The 16,551-nt window shown below is 72.3% G+C and carries 14 protein-coding genes and 1 tRNA gene; 7 read left to right on the top strand and 8 right to left on the bottom strand.

The window, feature by feature from the left end; genetic code table 11:
• Positions 1-35: 35 nt before the first annotated feature.
• Both KB893_RS10555 and KB893_RS10550 read right to left on the bottom strand, forming a co-directional pair.
• Entirely contained in the window at positions 36-701 is a 666-nt protein-coding gene (locus KB893_RS10555; protein WP_211927803.1) for a response regulator transcription factor, read from the bottom strand.
• A 66-nt stretch (positions 702-767) separates the two neighbouring features.
• Complete coding sequence (locus tag KB893_RS10550; protein ID WP_211927804.1) at positions 768-1,532, bottom strand: 3-hydroxybutyrate dehydrogenase; 765 nt, start codon at positions 1,530-1,532, stop codon at positions 768-770.
• On the opposite strand from KB893_RS10550, the gene KB893_RS10545 reads away from it, so the two are divergent.
• The gene (locus tag KB893_RS10545) at positions 1,531-3,489 is read left to right on the top strand and encodes a D-(-)-3-hydroxybutyrate oligomer hydrolase (RefSeq protein WP_246505584.1); all 1,959 of its coding nucleotides are present in this window, start codon (positions 1,531-1,533) and stop codon (positions 3,487-3,489) included. The genes KB893_RS10550 and KB893_RS10545 overlap by 2 nt on opposite strands.
• Here the strand turns inward: KB893_RS10545 and KB893_RS10540 are convergent, their stop codons facing one another.
• Positions 3,490-4,707 (bottom strand): hypothetical protein, encoded by a 1,218-nt coding sequence (locus tag KB893_RS10540; RefSeq protein ID WP_213173677.1) that lies wholly within the window; start codon positions 4,705-4,707, stop codon positions 3,490-3,492. It abuts the gene before it with no gap.
• Positions 4,708-4,896: 189 nt separating this feature from the next.
• Between KB893_RS10540 and KB893_RS10535 the strand changes: the two genes are divergently transcribed.
• From KB893_RS10535 to KB893_RS10520, 4 genes are all read left to right on the top strand, one after another.
• The gene (locus KB893_RS10535) at positions 4,897-5,901 is read left to right on the top strand and encodes a poly(R)-hydroxyalkanoic acid synthase subunit PhaE (protein WP_213173676.1); all 1,005 of its coding nucleotides are present in this window, start codon (positions 4,897-4,899) and stop codon (positions 5,899-5,901) included.
• Between the two features lies 1 nt (position 5,902).
• Positions 5,903-7,006, top strand: a complete 1,104-nt coding sequence (locus KB893_RS10530; RefSeq protein ID WP_213173675.1) for a class III poly(R)-hydroxyalkanoic acid synthase subunit PhaC — start codon at positions 5,903-5,905, stop codon at positions 7,004-7,006.
• Positions 7,003-7,692, top strand: coding sequence for an SGNH/GDSL hydrolase family protein (locus tag KB893_RS10525; RefSeq protein ID WP_213173674.1), 690 nt, complete (start codon positions 7,003-7,005; stop codon positions 7,690-7,692). Before KB893_RS10530 ends, KB893_RS10525 begins: the two co-directional genes overlap by 4 nt.
• Positions 7,693-7,781: 89 nt before the next feature.
• Positions 7,782-7,982: a PspC domain-containing protein gene (locus tag KB893_RS10520; RefSeq protein WP_211927083.1), complete on the top strand. Its 201-nt coding sequence runs from the start codon at positions 7,782-7,784 to the stop codon at positions 7,980-7,982.
• A 75-nt stretch (positions 7,983-8,057) separates the two neighbouring features.
• Here KB893_RS10520 and KB893_RS10515 read toward each other — a convergent pair whose 3' ends face one another.
• From KB893_RS10515 to KB893_RS10500, 4 genes are all read right to left on the bottom strand, one after another.
• On the bottom strand, positions 8,058-8,549 hold the full coding sequence (locus tag KB893_RS10515; RefSeq protein ID WP_213173673.1) for a porin family protein: 492 nt from the start codon (positions 8,547-8,549) through the stop codon (positions 8,058-8,060).
• Between the two features lie 57 nt (positions 8,550-8,606).
• Complete coding sequence (locus KB893_RS10510) at positions 8,607-10,133, bottom strand: efflux transporter outer membrane subunit (RefSeq protein WP_211927085.1); 1,527 nt, start codon at positions 10,131-10,133, stop codon at positions 8,607-8,609.
• Position 10,134: 1 nt separating this feature from the next.
• Entirely contained in the window at positions 10,135-13,434 is a 3,300-nt protein-coding gene (locus tag KB893_RS10505) for an efflux RND transporter permease subunit (protein ID WP_211927086.1), read from the bottom strand.
• A gap of 73 nt (positions 13,435-13,507) precedes the next feature.
• A complete protein-coding gene (locus KB893_RS10500; RefSeq protein WP_211927087.1) occupies positions 13,508-14,860 on the bottom strand; it encodes an efflux RND transporter periplasmic adaptor subunit in 1,353 nt (450 codons plus the stop codon).
• Positions 14,861-15,113: 253 nt separating this feature from the next.
• Between KB893_RS10500 and KB893_RS18620 the strand changes: the two genes are divergently transcribed.
• Together KB893_RS18620 and KB893_RS10490 are read left to right on the top strand one after the other, a co-directional pair.
• Complete coding sequence (locus tag KB893_RS18620) at positions 15,114-15,791, top strand: TetR family transcriptional regulator (RefSeq protein ID WP_211927088.1); 678 nt, start codon at positions 15,114-15,116, stop codon at positions 15,789-15,791.
• A gap of 49 nt (positions 15,792-15,840) precedes the next feature.
• Positions 15,841-15,927: transfer RNA gene (locus tag KB893_RS10490), tRNA-Leu, on the top strand.
• Between the two features lie 36 nt (positions 15,928-15,963).
• On the opposite strand, the gene KB893_RS10485 is transcribed toward KB893_RS10490, so the two are convergent.
• On the bottom strand, positions 15,964-16,551 hold the full coding sequence (locus KB893_RS10485; RefSeq protein ID WP_211927089.1) for a cysteine dioxygenase family protein: 588 nt from the start codon (positions 16,549-16,551) through the stop codon (positions 15,964-15,966).

Here is a 16,551-nt window from a genome sequence, read left to right as displayed (position 1 = left end):
GGCCGCGCTTCGCGTCTCCTCGTACCCACTCCGCGTTACTCGTTGCTCGCCTCGTCGGCGGCGTCGCGCACGTCCAGCGAGCGCATGAGGATGCCGGCCTGGGTGCGGTTGCGCACGCCGAGCTTCTCGAACACCACGGTCATGTGCGCCTTGACCGTGCGTTCCTGGATGCCGAGCGCGTCGGCGATCTGCTTGTTGAGCCGGCCCTCGGCGACCAGGCTCAGCACCCGGAACTGCTGCAGGGTCAGCGACGTGAGGCGGGCGGCGAGGTCGCCGTCCTGCGGTGCGGCGGGCGTGCGCTCGACAGCCTCGCGCAGGTCGAGCGGCAGCCACACCTCGCAGTCGAGCACCGCGCGCAGGCCGCTGCGCAGCTGCTCCAGACCCGCGCGCTTGGGGATGTAGCCGGCGGCGCCGAAATCGAGCGCGCGCCGCACCGTCGCCGGATCCTCGTGCGCCGAGACGATCACCACCGCCACCGCCGGATGCGCGCCGCGCAGCGCGGCGAGCCCGCCGAGCCCGTGCGCGCCGGGCATGTGCAGGTCGAGCAGGACCAGGTCGGTCTCCGGCGCCGCGTCCAGCGCGGCCTGCACGCCGGCCAGGTCCTCGGCTTCCCCGATCGTCGCGCCCGGCGCGCTCTCGGCCACCGCCTGGCGCAGCGCCAGGCGGTAGAGCGGATGGTCGTCGGCGATCAGGATGTGCATGGGGGCGGGAAGAGCGGTCGCAGCGACCGTTCTACCAGCATGCGCGCGGGCGGTGCCGCCGCGGCGTCACTGCGCGGTCCAGCCGCCGTCGACGACGATGCACTGGCCGGTGATGTTGCGCGCCGGCGCGCTCAGCAGGAAGGCGGTGATCCCGGCCAGTTCGTCGACGCCGATGAACACGCCCTTGGGCATCGGCCTGAGCATGATCTCCGACACCACGCGCTCCTCCGAGATGCCGTTGCTGCGGGCCTGGTCGGCGATCTGCGCGTCCACCAGCGGCGTCCTGACATAGCTCGGGCAGACGGTGTTGATGGTGATGTCGGCGTCCGCGGTCTCCAGCGCCAGCACCTTGGAGAAGCCGACCAGGCCGTGCTTTGCGGCGACGTAGGCGCTCTTGTAGCGGCTGGCCACCAGCGCGTGGATCGAACCGATGTTGACGATGCGGCCGAAGCCGCGCTCGCGCATGCCGGGCAGCAGGGCGCGGGTCACGCGCGCGGTGCCGGTCAGCATGACCTGGACCAGCAGGTCCCACTTCGCCATCGGGAACTCCTCCAGCGGCGCGACGTGCTGCAGGCCGGCGTTGTTGACCAGTACGTCGACCGGGCGCGACAGCGCCGCGGGCAGGGCGTCGACGCTGGCCTCGCTGCCGACATCGAGCGCGTGCCCTTCGGCGGAGTGGCCGGCGGCGGCGATCGCCGCGGCGACGCGGGCGGCGGCGGCGGGGTCGAGGTCGGTCACCACGAGGTGGTGGCCCTCGGCGGCGAGGGCGGCGGCGATGCCCGCGCCGATGCCGCTGCCGGCGCCGGTGACGAGGATGCTGCGAGCGGTCATGGCGCGACTCCTGCTGGTCGGGATCGCGCGCACCTTAGCAACCGCGACCGCGGCCGGCGTGCGACCAAAGTACGATGGCCGGTCGTCCCGCGCCGGCTACCGTGGCCCGATGACCCTGCCTGCATCGAACCTGCGCGCACGCCATGGCGGCCTGCTGCTCGGCCTCGGCCTCGGCGTGTCCGGCTGCGCCGGCCATGCGCTGCACACGGAGACGGCGATGGATCCGCTCGAACCGCTGCGCGTCACCCGCCACGCGGGCGGCGACGACCTGCTCACCGCCGGGCTCGGCGAGGCCGGCCTGCGTGCGGCCACGCCGCCGGCCTTCGCCGACCCGCTGGCGCCCACGCCCGCCGAGCTCCGCCGCCGCGCGATCTGGAGCAACTGGCGCGGCATCGCCGACCTCGCCCCCGGCGGCGGCTACGGCGAGTTCTACGGCGGCTTCGGCGCGGTATCCGGCACCGAATACCAGACCCTGGCCACGCTGCCCGGCGCGCGCCAGCCGCACCGGGTGCTGGTCCAGGTGCCCGACGGGTTCGACCGCGAGGCGCGCTGCCTGGTGGTCGCCGCGTCCTCGGGCTCGCGCGGGATCTACGGCGCGATCGCGCTGGCCGGCGCCTGGGGCCTGCCGCGTGGTTGCGCGGTGGTCTACACCGACAAGGGCGCGGGGACCGACTACGTCGACCTGGCGACCGGGCAGGGGCCCGGGATCGACGGCACCCTCGCCGGCGGCGACGCGCGCGCCTTCGCGCCCACCGGCGCCGCCGCGGCCGGCGTGGCGGTGAAGCACGCGCACTCGCAGGACAACCCGGAAGCCGACTGGGGCCGCCACGTACGCCAGGCCGCCGACATCGCACTGCAGGTGCTCGACCGCGCCTTTCCCGCACAGGCGCCGCATACGCCGGCGAGCGTGCGCACGATCGCGGTCGGCGTCTCCAACGGCGGCGGTGCGGTGCTGCGGGCGGCAGAGGAGGAGGGCGCGTGGCTGGACGGCGTGGTCGCGATCTCGCCCAACGTGTGGCCGGGCGATGGCGGGCGGCCGCTCTACGACTACGTCACCGAGGCCGCACTGCTGATGCCCTGCGCGCTCGCGGCGCCGGCCTTCGCCGACGCGCCGTACGCGCGCGAGGAGGGTGCGGTGACGGCGGCGAGCGTCGCCCGCTGCGCGAGCCTCGCCGGCCGCGGGACGCTGTCCGGTGCGGACCTGCACGCGCAGGCGGCGCAGGCGCACGCGCGGCTGCGGGCGACGGGATGGAGCGACGCCGCGATCGCCGCCGGCGCCCTCTCGAGCGCCTTCGACCTCTGGCGTTCGGTGGCCGCGACCTATGCCTCCGCCTATGCGCGTGCGCCCGCCGGCGCCATGCCGTGCGGGTTCCGTTTCGACATGACCCCGCCGGCGTCGACGGCCGCCGACGCGACGCGCGCGGCATGGTGGGCGGACGCCTCCGGCATCCCGCCCGGCGCCGGGGTCGGCCTCGTCGAGGCGCCGCCGCCGCAGGGCGGGGACCCGGCGCTGCCCGGCCTGCTCTGCCTGCGCGCGCTGTGGACGGGGGACGACCCCGCCGCAGCGGCGGTGCGCCACGGCGTCGCCGCGACGCGGGCGGCGCTGCCGCGCGCGGACCTGCCGGTGATCCTGGTCCACGGCAGCGACGACGGCCTGATCCCGGAGGCCTTCGCCGGCGGCGCCTATGCGCGCTGGGCGCAGGCCAACGGGCGCCCGCTGAGCTACTGGCGCGTCGACCACGCCCAGCATTTCGATGCCTTCCTCGGCGTACCGGCGCTCGGCGCCCGCTACGTACCGCTGATGCCCTACGCCTACCGCGCGCTGGATGCGATGTGGGCGCACCTGTCGGCGGGCGCGGCGCTGCCCGGCAACGCGCACCTGACGCCGCTGCCGCGCGGCAGCATCGGCGGTGCGCCGCCCCCGCTCACGGCCGAGGCGCTGCGTCTGCCGCGCTGATCAGCGCCAGAACGGGATCACCACCTCGCGCGCTTCCGTGCCGTTCGCGTCCGCGGGCCGACCGACCCGCAGCTCGTGGCGGCCCCGTCCCAGCCCGCGCATGTCGAGCATCGCCCGCAGCGCCGGGCGGTCGGTCCTGGGGTCGCTGCCGAGGTCGTAGTGCAGGTCGGCGAGGCGCCGGCCGTCGATCGAGACCGGATGCAGCTGCTGCATGCAGTCGGCGAAGGCGACCCGGCGCGCGTCCGGATCCTCGTCCGCGCGCGGGGCCAGTACCTCGGGACAGTGGGCGCCGAGCGCCTGCGCGTCGTGCGCCGGCGAGAACGGCACGGTCAGGCGCAGCCAGTCGTGGCGGATGACCTCGTCCTGGATGAAGGGGACGGCCGGGTCCCGGCGCGGATCGCGCAGGCGGTCGTAGTGCGGGCTGCGGATGCTGCGGGCCGTGCCGGCGGCATCGTCGGGCCAGACTGCGTACTCGCCGAATCGCTCGGGATCGGTCTCGGCCTGCAGCTGGCCGGCGACGACGAGGACGGCGGCGAGGATCGCCACGGCGGTGATCCACCTGATCGTGCGGTGACCGCCACGGCTGGCCACGAGGGCATAGGCGGCGCTGCCGGAACTGCCGAACCCGATGCGGCCGTAGACGCCGAACACCGCCTCCAGCATGCGCGCCGCACGTCCGTCCGCGGCGATCCGGCGGCCGAGGAGGGCGTCGAGGGCCGTCGCCAGAAGGAACGGCGCCACCAGCAGGGCGAAGAGCCCGCCCAGCAGGGGCACGGCGCCGATGTGCCGGGGCAGGAGTGCCTTCAGGAGGAGCGCGGCGAGCAGGACCAGGACCGCGCTCGCGGTGAGGACCAGCAGCAGCGTGCCCAGGTAGGTGCCGAGCGCGAAGACCACCGTCGCCCGGTCGTCCGCGCGGTCGATCTGTTCCGGCACCGACGCCAGCCGCCGGCGTTCGGCGCGCCGCTGGATCGTGCCCAGGCGCAGGCGGAGCCAGTCGATGCCGCCGGGATGGACCGAATGCATGCCCACCAGTGCGATCCACTGCGCACGCAGCACCAGGTGCGCGATGAACGTCGCCACCAGGATCAGCACGGCGGACTTCAGGTAGAGGTAGACGATCAGGACGCCGCGCATCCAGTCCTCGCCGACCCTCGGGGCGACGGCGAAATACCTGTCGTCCAGCCAGCCGGTGAGCTGGATCAGGGCGAATACGGTCACGCCCGATATCAGCAGCTCGACCTCCCACGTCGGGGTGGTGCGGTGAGGGAGTCTCGGCGGAGGTCCTGGGTCGGGGTGGGCCATGGGCGCTGGATCCTGGTTCGCCGGCGAGGCTGCCAGACCGCCGGCCCCGACGCCAACGCGCAGGGAGCCGGGTGTTAGCATCGTGGGTCGCGAGAGGAGAGGTAGATGGGCCCTGCCGGCGAGCCGCCCGGAGACGATTTCGAGACGCTGAACCGACGCATGTGGTCGGCGTGGCGATCGCTGCTGGACGGGACGGCAACGGGCGGCGCGGGCGGTGCATCGGCGCAGGCGCCCTCGCCCTGGGAAGCGATGTTCGCCGGCTGGACGCGTGCCGCCGGCGCACCCGCCGATCCGGCGGCGCCCGGGGCGGCGCAGGATCCGGCACAGGCTTGGTTCGCGCGCATGCAGACCCTGGCCCAGCGCTTCGCCGGCAGCGATGCGGACGCGGCCACCGTCGCCGGCGCTTGGCGAGACATGCTGGGCGACAGTCCCTTCGCCGGCCTGATGCCGACGCCCGGCGACGTGCGCGTGCTGCAGGACGCCCTGCAGCAGATCCTGCCGATGCTGGGCGCGTGGTCGGGCGCCGCGGCGCCGCGGCACGGCTTCGGCATGGGACGCGAGCACCAGGCACGCTGGCAGCGCCTGGCACAGGCGCAGGCCGACCTGCAGGCGCGCGCCGGCGACTACGGCGCGCTGCTCAACGAGGCCGCACGGCGCGCGTTCTCCCGCTTCGAGGCCGCACTCGGCGAGCGCGGGCCCGCGGGCGAGGGCATCGCTTCGGCGCGTGCGCTGTTCGACCTGTGGATCGAGGCGGCGGAAGCGGCCTATGCGGAGGTCGCCGAGGGCGAGGCCTTTCAGAAGGCGCAGGCCGCCCTGCTGGACGCGCAGATGCGCGTGCGCGGCGGCCTGCAGCTCGAGGTCGAGCAGGTTTCCCGCCTGCTCGGCGTGCCTACGCGCACCGATGTCGACAGCGCCTACCGCAAGCTCACCGAGGCGCAGCGCGAGCTGCGCCGGCTGCGCGCGCGCGTCGAGGCGCTCGAGGCGCAGCTGGAGGCGTCCGCCCCGCCCGGACCCGGACCGGAGCCCGCGCCGCGCCGGCGCGCATCCGCCGTCGGCGGTGAGGCGCCGGCGCCTCCGCCGCGGCCGCGCCGGCGCCGCTCCGGAGGCTGAGGTGGCGGGGCCGCTCGACTTCACCCACGAGGCCCTGATGGCCGAGATGGCGCGGCTGCGCGAGAAGCTCGCCGCGGGCATGGACACGCTCGCCGGAATCGGCGAACTCGACGTCGGCGTCACCGCGCGCGAGGCGGTCCACAGCGACGGCAAGATGGTGCTGTACCGCTTCCGCGGCGAGCGCGCGCCGACGGCGAAGGTGCCGCTGCTGATCGTCTACGCGCTGGTCAACCGCCCCTACATGACCGACCTGCAGAGCGACCGTTCGCTGGTGCGCGGCCTGCTCGCGCGCGGCGAGGACGTCTACATCATCGACTGGGGCTATCCCGACGGCAGCGACCGCTACCTCACCCTCGAGGACTACATCCAGGGCCACGTCGCCGACTGCGTCGAGCACCTGCGCCGCCGGCACGGCGTCGACGCGATCGACATGCTCGGGATCTGCCAGGGCGGCACCTTCGCGCTGTGCTACGCCGCGCTCAACCCCGGCCGGGTCCGCAACCTGGTCACGATGGTGACGCCGGTGGACTTCCACACCGAGGGCAACCTCCTCGCGCACTGGGCGCGCGGCATCGACATCGACCTCTTCGTCGACACCCTCGGCAACGTGCCCGCCGACCTGATGAACTGGACCTACCTGGCCCTCAAGCCGTGGCGGCTGATGGTGCACAAGTACGTGCAGATGACCGACATCCTCGACGACGTCACCGAGCTCGAGAACTTCCTGCGGATGGAGAAGTGGATCTTCGATTCGCCGGACCTCGCAGGCGAGGCGTTCCGCCAGTTCATCCGCGACTTCTACCAGCGCAACGGTCTGGTCGAGGCCAGTGTCGAGATCGGCGGCGAGGCGGTGGACCTCGCGCGCATCGACGTCCCGGTGCTCAACATCTATGCCGAGCACGATCACCTGGTCCCGCCGGCGTCCTCGCGCGCGCTCGGGCCGCTGCTCGGCACGCGCGACTACACGGAGTTCGCCTTCCGCAGCGGCCACATCGGCATCTACGTGTCCGGTCGCGCGCAGAAGGACGTGCCGCAGGCCATCCACGACTGGCTGCGCGCGCGCGATCCCGATTCCCGTTCCCCCCGAAAGGCCGCTTCCCGATGATACGACTGAGTTCCTGCCTGCTCCTGCTCGCCCCGTTCCTCGCCCACGCCCAGCAGCCCGTCGACCGCGGCCATGCGGAATGGGAGCCGGCGATCGCGGAGTTCGAGGCGGCGGACAGGCAGAATCCGCCGCCGCGCGACGCGGTGCTGTTCGTCGGCAGCTCGTCGATCGTGATGTGGAGGACGCTCGACAGCGACTTCCCCGGCGTCGCCACCATCAACCGCGGCTTCGGCGGCTCGGACCTCGACGACACGACCCACTTCGCCCGGCGCATCGTGCTGCCGTACCGGCCGCGCGCCATCGTCATGTACGCCGGCGACAACGACATCATGAACGGCGACAGCCCCGAGCAGCTGCGCGACGACTTCGTGGAGTTCGTGGAGACGGTGCGGTCGCGCTATCCGGACCTGCCGATCGCCTACATCGCGGTCAAGCCGAGCATCGCCCGGCGCGCGCTGATGGATGCGGGCGCCCGCGCCAATGCGCTGATCCATGACTGGGCCGCGGGACAGGACGACGTCGCCTTCCTCGACGTCTTCACGCCAATGCTCGACGCCCGGGGCGAGCCGCGGCCGGAACTGTTCCTCGACGACGGGCTGCACATGACGGCGCAGGGCTATGCGCTGTGGCGTCCCGTGGTGGACGCCTGGCTGCAGGGCGTCGGCGCGGACGCGCCGCAGGGCTGAAGTGCGGCTAAAGCGTCGGCGGCGCGCTTCACGCGCCGCCAGCGCGAGGCCCGCAACAGTGGCGGCCCGTCCTGCAGAGGGTGCACACGATGGCTTCCACCACGATCCACCGCGCGCGCAACGACCGCTGGATCGCCGGCGTGCTCGGCGGCATCGCGCACCGCTTCGGCTTCAGCTCCACTGCGTTGCGGATGATCTTCGTCCTGGTCTCGATCCTGTCGGCGGCGTTCCCGGGGATCCTGGTCTACCTGATCCTGTGGATGGTGCTCCCGGACGAGCCGGGCGCCTGATCCCGCGGTCCATGCATGTGAAAAGGCGGGCCTCAGCCCGCCTTTTCGTGTCGAACGAGGGCCTGGCGCGTCCGCTCAGAAGCGGAAGCCCGCCATCACCATGCTCTCGCCCTGGTTCGGGCTCTCGTAGCCGGCGTTGGATATGTGGCGCACGCTGAGCGTCAGCGCGCGCCAGCGCCAGCCCACCTGCGAGATGAACTGCGGGTCGCCTGACAGCGCATCGGTGTAGCCATGCTGCGCGGCGATGGCGAAGCCCAGGACCAGCCCGTTGTCGTGCTCGTAGCGCGCGCCGGCGCCGAACACGTCGACGTCCTCCTCGAGCTCCCAGTCGGTGTCGTCGACATCGCGGCCCTGCACGCGGTAATAGGCGATGTCGGCGCGCAGCGTGGCGTTGCCGATGCGGCGCAGCTCGGGCAGCCAGTGCGCGGAGAAGACCTCGGTGGTCTCGCCCTCGTGTTTCTTGGCGACGCCGCCGGCGATCTCGAACTGCTGTGCCTGCGCGGGCAGGGTGGCGGCCGACAGTCCAATCGCGAGGATGGCGGCGGCGAGGGAGCGGGGATGGGCCATGTCGTTGTCGGTTCTTCTTGCTGTGGTGGGACGCGGATCCTGCACGTCCGCGCCGGATCAGGGCGTGGACGGCTCGGGATCCGCCGCGGGTGCGGAGGCGACCTCGGCCGCCGTCGCCTCGTCGGCCGGCTGCCAGCCGCCGCCGAGGGCGCGGTACAGGTCGACCAGGCTGGTCAGGCGCAGCAGGCGGGTCTGCAGCTGCGCCTGCTGGGCGTTGTAGAGCGACCGCTGCGCATCGAGCAGCTGGATGCTGCTGTCGACGCCGGCCTCGTAGCGTAGCTGGCTGAGCTCGAAGCGTCGCTGCGACGCCTCGACCAGTGCGTTCTGCGCATCGAGTTCCTCGTCCAGGGTAGCGCGCGCGGCGAGGCCGTCGGCGACCTCTCGGAACGCGGTCTGGATGGTCTGCTCGTACTGGACCACGGCGATGTTCCGGCGCACCCAGGCCAGGTCGAGGCCGGCGAGGTTGCGGCCGGTGTCGAAGATCGGCAGCGTGATCTGGGGGGTGAAGCTCCAGCTCCGGGTGCCGCTGTCGAACAGGTTGTCGAGGTCGGTGCTGGTCGAGCCCAGGCTGCCGGTCAGGCTGATGGTGGGGAAGAACGCGGCGCGCGCGGCACCGATGCTCGCATTGGCCCCGCGCAGGGACTGTTCGGCGGCGAGGATGTCCGGGCGGCGCTCGATCAGGTCGGACGGCAGGCCGGCGGGAATGTCGGCCAGCAGTTCCTGCTCGCCGAGCGGCAGCGCCGGCGGCAGGTCTTCCTCGGGCAGCGGCTGGCCGACCAGGAGCACCAGCGTGTTGTGCGCCTGCGCGGCCTCGCGGCGTGCGGCGGCGAGGTCGGCGCGGGCGGTGGCGATCAGGGTCTGCGCCTCGCGCAGGTCGAGCTCGGAGCCGACGCCGGCGTCGAAGCGGAGCTGGGCCAGGCGGTAGCTCTCCTCCCAGGTCTCCTGCGAGGCCTCGACGATCGCCAGGCGCTCGTCGGCGGCGCGTTCGTTGAGGTAGGCGGTGGCGACCGAGGCGACCAGCGAGATCTGCGCGCTGCGGCGCGCCTCCACGGTCGACAGGTATTCGCGCAGCGCCGCATCGCGCAGGCTGCGCACGCGGCCGAACAGGTCGAGCTCGAACGCCGACAGGCCCAGGCCCACGGTGTACTGCTCGAACACGCCGCCGCCGGTCGCCGGCACGCCGGGGCTCACCGCGACGCCGCCCGGGATGCGCTGGCGCGTGCCCTGCGCGCTGAGGCCGAGGGTCGGGAACTGGTCGGCGCGCTGGATCTGGAACTGCGCGCGCGCGGCCTCGACGTTGAGCACCGCCAGCTGCAGGTCGCGGTTGTTGACCAGCGCCAGCTCGACCAGGCGCCCGAGCCGCGGGTCGCCCAGGAACTCGCGCCAGCCGATGTCGGGCGCCAGCCGGTCGGCGGCGCCGCCGACCGCGCCGGCGCCTTCCTCCAGCGTCTCGCCGGCGAAGGGGAAGGTGCCGGCGACCGGCGCGATCGGCCGCTCGTAGCGCGGCGCCATCGAGCAGGCGGCCAGCGCCAGGGCGATGGCCGTGCCGAGGGCGATGCGCGGCGTGGTTCTGGTCAGCGTCATGTCAGTGCTCCTGCGCCGGCGCGTCGTGGTCGCGCCCGGGTTCGAACGAGGTCGGATAGCGGTCGTGGTAGCGCGGCTTCGGCTTGAACAGGTTGCTGACGAAGACGAAGAACACCGGCACCAGGAACACCGCCAGCACGGTCGCGGCGACGATGCCGCCGAGCACGCCGACGCCGACCGCGCGCTGGCTGGCCGAGCTCGCGCCGGTGGCCAGTGCCAGCGGCACCACGCCGAAGCCGAACGCCAGCGAGGTCATCAGGATCGGGCGGAAGCGCAGCCGCGCAGCCTCCAGCGTCGATTCGAGCAGGTCCTTGCCCTCCGCGTGCAGGTCCTTGGCGAACTCGATGATGAGGATCGCGTTCTTCGCCGACAGGCCGATGATGGTGATCAGGCCGACCTTGAAGAACACGTCGTTGGGCATGCCCACCAGGGTCACCGCGAGCACCGCGCCGAGCACGCCCAGCGGCACCACCAGGATCACCGAAAGCGGGATCGACCAGCTCTCGTAGAGCGCGGCCAGCACCAGGAACACCACCAGGATCGACAGGCCCAGCAGCATCGGCGCCTGCGCGCCGGACTGCTGCTCCTGCAGCGACTGCCCGGTCCACTCGAAGCCGAAGCCGGGCGGCAGTTCGTCGGCCAGGCGCGCCATCTCCTCCATCGCCGCGCCGCTGCTCACCCCCGCGGCGCCCTCGCCGGAGATGTTCACCGACGGGTAGCCGTTGTAGCGCGAGACCATCACCGGGCCGTAGACCCAGTCGATGGTGGCGAAGGCCGACATCGGCACCATCTCGCCCTGGGCATTGCGCACGTAGAGCCTGAGGATGTCCTCGGGCGCCATGCGCCAGCCGGTGTCGGCCTGGATCATGACGCGCTGCATGCGGCCCTGGTTCGGGAAATCGTTGACGATGGTCGAGCCGATCGAGATCGACAGCGTCTGGTTGATGTCGGCGAACGACACGCCCAGCGCGCTGGCCTTCTGGCGGTCGATCTCGACCTGGATCTGGGCCGCGTCCGGCAGCGAGGCCACGCGCAGCGACTGCGGATCGATCATGCCGCCCTGGCGGGCCTTGTTCATGAGCTCCTGGCTCGCGGCCTGCAGCGCCGCGTGGCCGAGGCCGGCGCGGTCCTGCAGGCGGAACTCGAAGCCGCTGCTGGTGCCCAGGCCCTGGATCGCCGGCGGCACCACCGAGAACACGGTGCCGTCCTTGATCCCCGACATCGCGAACAGCTCGCCGATCGCGCGGTCGGCGATGGCCTGCGCCGACTGCTCGTCGTCGCGTTCGGCCCAGTCGCGCAGGATCACGAACGACAGGCCGGCGTTCGGGCCCGTGCCCGAGAAGCTGAAGCCGTTGATCATGACCATCTTCTCGACCGCCTGCTGGGTCGGGGTGAGACCCTCGGTCGCCTCGTCGATGCGGTCCTCGTCGCCGCTGGCGTAGGCCTCGGCCACCCGCTGGCGGGTCGCCGGATCGCCCATGTAGTAGTTCTCGATCTGGCGGCTGGCCTCGCGGGTGCGGTTGGCGGCGGCGTTCGGCGGCAGCTGGATGTCGACCAGCAGCGAGCCCTGGTCCTCGACCGGCAGGAACGAGCTCGGCAGGCGCAGGAACAGCACCGCCATCAGCGCCACGATCGCCAGGAACACCAGCATGTAGCGCTTGGGTCGGCCGATGACGTGCCTGACGCCACCCTCGTAGCGATGAGTCGAGCGGTCGAAGAAGCGGTTGAACCAGTTGAAGAAGCGGTCCATCCAGCCGAGCGGGCCGCGGCGCACCTCGCGCTGGTGCTCGCCGCCGTGCGAGATGGGCTTGAGCAGGGTCGCGCACAACGCCGGGGTCAGCGACAGCGCCAGGAAGCCCGAGAAGGCGATGGAGATTGCCATCGAGGCCGAGAACTGGCGGTAGATCACGCCCACCGAGCCGCTCATGAAGGCCAGCGGCAGGAACACCGCGATCAGCACCAGGGTGATGCCGACGATCGCCGCGGTGATCTGGCGCATCGCCTTGCGCACCGCCTCGCGCGGGGTCAGGCCCTCCTCGGCCATGATGCGCTCGGTGTTCTCGACCACGATGATCGCGTCGTCGACCAGGATGCCGATCGCCAGCACCATGCCGAACATGGTCAGCACGTTGACCGAGAAGCCCAGCGCGTAGAGGACGGCGAGCGTGCCGAGCAGGGCGATCGGCACCACGATGGTCGGGATCAGGGTGTAGCGGATGTTCTGCAGGAACAGGAACATCACCAGGAACACCAGCACGATCGCCTCGACCAGGGTGTGGATCACCTTCTCGATCGAGATCTCGATGAACGGCGCGGTGTCGTAGGGCACGTCGTAGCGCACGCCCTGCGGGAAGTACTCCGACAGCTCCTCGAGCTTGGCGCGCACGCCTTCCGAGGTGGCCAGCGCGTTGGCGCCCGGAGCCAGCTGCACGCCGAAGGCCGCGGCCTCGACACCGTTCTGGTAGGACATGAACTGGTAGGTCTGCGCGCCGACCTCGACCCGCGCCACGTCGCGCAGGCGCACGGTCGAACCATCGGGGTTCGCGCGCAGGATGATGTTGCCGAACTCCTCGGGCGTGCTCAGCTGGCCGCGCACGGTCACCGTGGCGGTGATCTGCTGGGTCGGCGTCGACGGGCGGTCGCCGATGGTGCCCGCCGAAACCTGCGCGTTCTGCGCGCTGATCGCGTTGAACACGTCGGACGGCAGCAGGTCCAGGCCGGTCAGCTTGGCCGGGTCGATCCACACGCGCAGCGCGCGCTCGGGGGCGAACAGCTGCGCCTGGCCGACGCCGGGCACGCGGCGGATCTCGTTGATGACGTTGCGCGTGGCGTAGTCGCCGAGCGCGATGCGGTCGATCTCCGGGTTGTCCGACAGCATCGAGCCGACCATGAGGAAGCCGGCATTCGCGCGCTCGACCTGCAGGCCCTGCTGCAGCACCTGCTGCGGCAGGCGCGATTCCACGCGACGGATGCGGTTCTGTACCTCGACCTGGGCGAGCTGCGGGTTGGTGCCCGGCTCGAAGGTCGCCGAAATCGTGGCGCGGCCCGAGGAGGAACTCGTCGAGGCGTAGTAGATCATCCCCTCGGCGCCGTTGAGCTCCTGCTCGACGAGGCTGGTGACGCTCTCGTCGAGCTGCTCGGCGGAGGCGCCGGGGTAGGTCGCGGTGACCTCGATGCTCGGCGGCGCGACCTCCGGGTACTGCGCGATCGGCAGGTTCGGCAGCGCCAGGACGCCGAACAGGATGATGAACAGCGCGACCACCCAGGCGAAGATCGGGCGGTCGATGAAGAAATTCGGCATGGTCGGTTCTCGGTTCGCTCACCGCGCATCGGCGCGGCGAAGCCGCCGCGCGCGAGGGCGCGGCGGTCCGGCATTACTGCTGCGGGGACGGCTGCGTCTGCTCCGCCTGGTCCGGCGCGTCGTTGGCCGGCGGCATCTCGTCCGGCGCACGTCCCGGCGGCTGGCCGGACACGGCGGGATTGGCCTGCTGCGACGTCGGGTCGGCCTGGTCGGCGTCCACGTTCGCCGGCGTCCACGGGCTGGCGACCACCGGCGTGCCCGGTGCGGCGCGCTGGTAGCCCTCGACGATCACCACGTCGCCGGCCTCGAGGCCGCTCTCCACGATCCAGCGGTCGCCGATGGTGCCGCCGAGCGTCACCGTACGCTGCTGCGCCACGGTGGCCGGCTGTTGCCCCTGGCCCTGCGCCGCCTGGCCTTCCTGGTCCTCCTGGCCCGCCGCGGGCGGGGCCTGCTCGACCACGCTGACGAAGGTCTGGCCGCCGCTGTTGCGCTGGATCGCCTGCTGCGGGACGGTGATGGCGTTGCGCGCGACCGCCTGCTCGATCCGCACGCGCACGTAGGCGCCGGGCAGCAGCATGCCGTCGGGATTGGGGAAGATGCCGCGCAGCAGCACCTGGCCCGTGGTCTCGTCGACGGTGATGTCGGAGAACAGCAGCTTGCCCGGGAGCGGGTACTCGGTGCCGTCCTCCAGCATCAGGGTCACCCGTGCGGTGCCCGGCTCGACCTCCTCGATGCGCCCGGCCTGCAGCGCGCGACGCAGCTGCAGCAGGTCGGTGGCGGACTGGGTGAAGTCGGCGTACATCGGATCGGTCTGCTGCACCGTGGCCAGCGGCGTCACGTCGCCCTGGCCCACCAGCGCGCCCTCGGTCACCAGGGCGCGGCCGATGCGGCCGGAGATCGGGGCGGTGACGGTGGTGTAGTCGAGGTTGATGTTCGCCGCCTCGAGCTGGGCGCGCGCGGCCTCGACCTGGGCCTCGGCCTGGCGCTGGGCCGCGACCGCCTGGTCGTACTCCTGCTTGCTGATCGCGTTCTCCTGGATCAGCGGCTCGTAGCGCCTGGCGAGCGCGCGTGCCTGGAAGGCGTCGGCCTCGGCCTGGGCGACCGAGGCCTCGGCGCTGGCCGCCTCGGCCCGCAGCGGCGCCGGATCGATCCGGAACAGCACGTCGCCTTCCTCGACCTCGCTGCCCTCGACGAAGGTGCGCTCGAGCACGATGCCGGGGACGCGGGCGCGGACCTCGGCGACGCGCGTGGGCGACAGGCGGCCGGGAAGCTCGTTGACGATCGCCGTCTCGCCCGGCTGCACGGTGACGGTGCCGACCTGCGCGGGCGGCATGCCCTGGGGCTGGCCCGAGCCACCGCAGGCAGCGAGGGCGACGGACAGCGCTGCCGCGAGGAGGAGGGGGCGAATGCGCGGGATGCGGGACATGGACTGTTCTTCTTGTGCGTGAGGAGGTTCGGACGCAGGGCGCTGCCGGACGTGGCGGCCGCGAACGCCGGGCGGGCGGACGCAGCCGGCGGCGACCGAAGCCAGCTAATTTACAAACATACGTGAATGTTTGTAAATCACTTGACCCTTGGCTACAGTTCTGTACCGCGCCGGCGGCGGCCACCGTCGGCCGTTGCGAACGCTACGGCCGCGCGGCCTTCCCAGCAAACCGCCAGGAGTCACCGTTCCCGCGATGGCAAGACGAACGAAGGAGGAGGCCGGCCAGACGCGCGAGGCCATCCTCGACGCCGCCGAGCAGGTCTTCCACGAGAAGGGCGTGTCCCGCAGCAGCCTCGAGGAGATCGCCCGCCGCGCGGGCTGCACGCGCGGTGCCGTGTACTGGCACTTCGCGCACAAGCGCGACGTGCTGCAGGCGCTCGGCCGGCGCATCGACACGATCATGGCCGAGCGTCGCGAGCGCATGCGCCAGGCTGCGCAGGACGATCCGATGGCGGCGATGCGCGAATTCCTGCACTACATCGCCGACGAACTGCTCGAGGATCCGCACGGCCGCACGATCCTCGACATCCTCTTCCACCGCTGCGAGTACGTCGACGAGATGCGCGAACTCGGCGAGATCGTCGACGACGAACACGACTCCAAGCACCGCGAGTTCGTGGCCATGTTCGCGCGTGCGCAGGAGTTGGGGCAGGTGCGGAGCGACGTTCCCGCCGAGGTCTGCGCGATCATGATCCGGACCCTGCTGGAGGGGATCATGCGCACCTCGCTCCTCGACTTTGGCGCCTGCCGGCGCAGCTCGGGCGTCAGCAACGCGCAGATGGTCGACTTCTTCCTGGGCAGCCTCGGCTACCGCTGCGGCGGGGCGCCGTGGGGCGTCGCCGAGCACGGCCCGGCGGCGGATCCGCGCTAGGCCGCGACGCCGTCGCGTGCGGACCTTGGGGCTATACTGCGCGCCCGCTGCCGACGTGGCGGAATCGGTAGACGCAGCGGACTCAAAATCCGCCGGCCTTAAAACCGTGTGGGTTCGAGTCCCACCGTCGGCACCACGTCCGGGGGCGGGCGCTGCGCGGGCCCTTCGCGTATCAGCAGGCGTCGCGGGCGAGGGCGACGGCCTGGCGCACGAAGCCGCCGCCGGCCTGCTCGCGGAACACCGCGCACTGCTTCATCTCCGACTGGTAGACGTGCAGCGACACCGCCACGTCGCGGTCCGACGGATTGCGGATGGTGTGGTACTCGTGCGGCGGGATCAGGCTGCCGGCGCTGCCGATGCCGGCGAGCATGCCGCCGTGCATGCGGAAGCGGGCATGGTCGCCGTCGCGGTCGAGCAGCTCGTACTGGGTGATCTCGAGCTGCCCGTGCCAGACGCCCTCGACGCACCACAGCCCGCAGTGGTCGTGCAGCGGCGTGCCCTGGCCGGGGCCCCAGGTCATCGCCACCACGCTGTAGCCGTAGTCGGCGCTGCGATAGATCTCGCGCCGCGCGTAGTGGTCGTCGATCGGCGCGAACACCGCCTCGGGCAGGTGCACGTCGCGGTCGCGGATCAGGCCGCAGAGCGCGCCGCGCAGCGCGGCGGTGACCGCCTGGTCGTCGCCCAGCGCGACGGCCTCGTCCAGGCGGGCCACCAGCCGCTCGCGGCCGGGGAAGGAGGCGAAGGTCGGGGCGGCGTTCAT

Origin of the sequence: Coralloluteibacterium stylophorae (genome assembly GCF_018122625.2) — a bacterium.
In the GTDB taxonomy this organism is placed as follows: Bacteria; Pseudomonadota; Gammaproteobacteria; order Xanthomonadales; family Xanthomonadaceae; genus Coralloluteibacterium; species Coralloluteibacterium stylophorae.
This window is presented reverse-complemented; position numbering and strand designations above follow the sequence as displayed.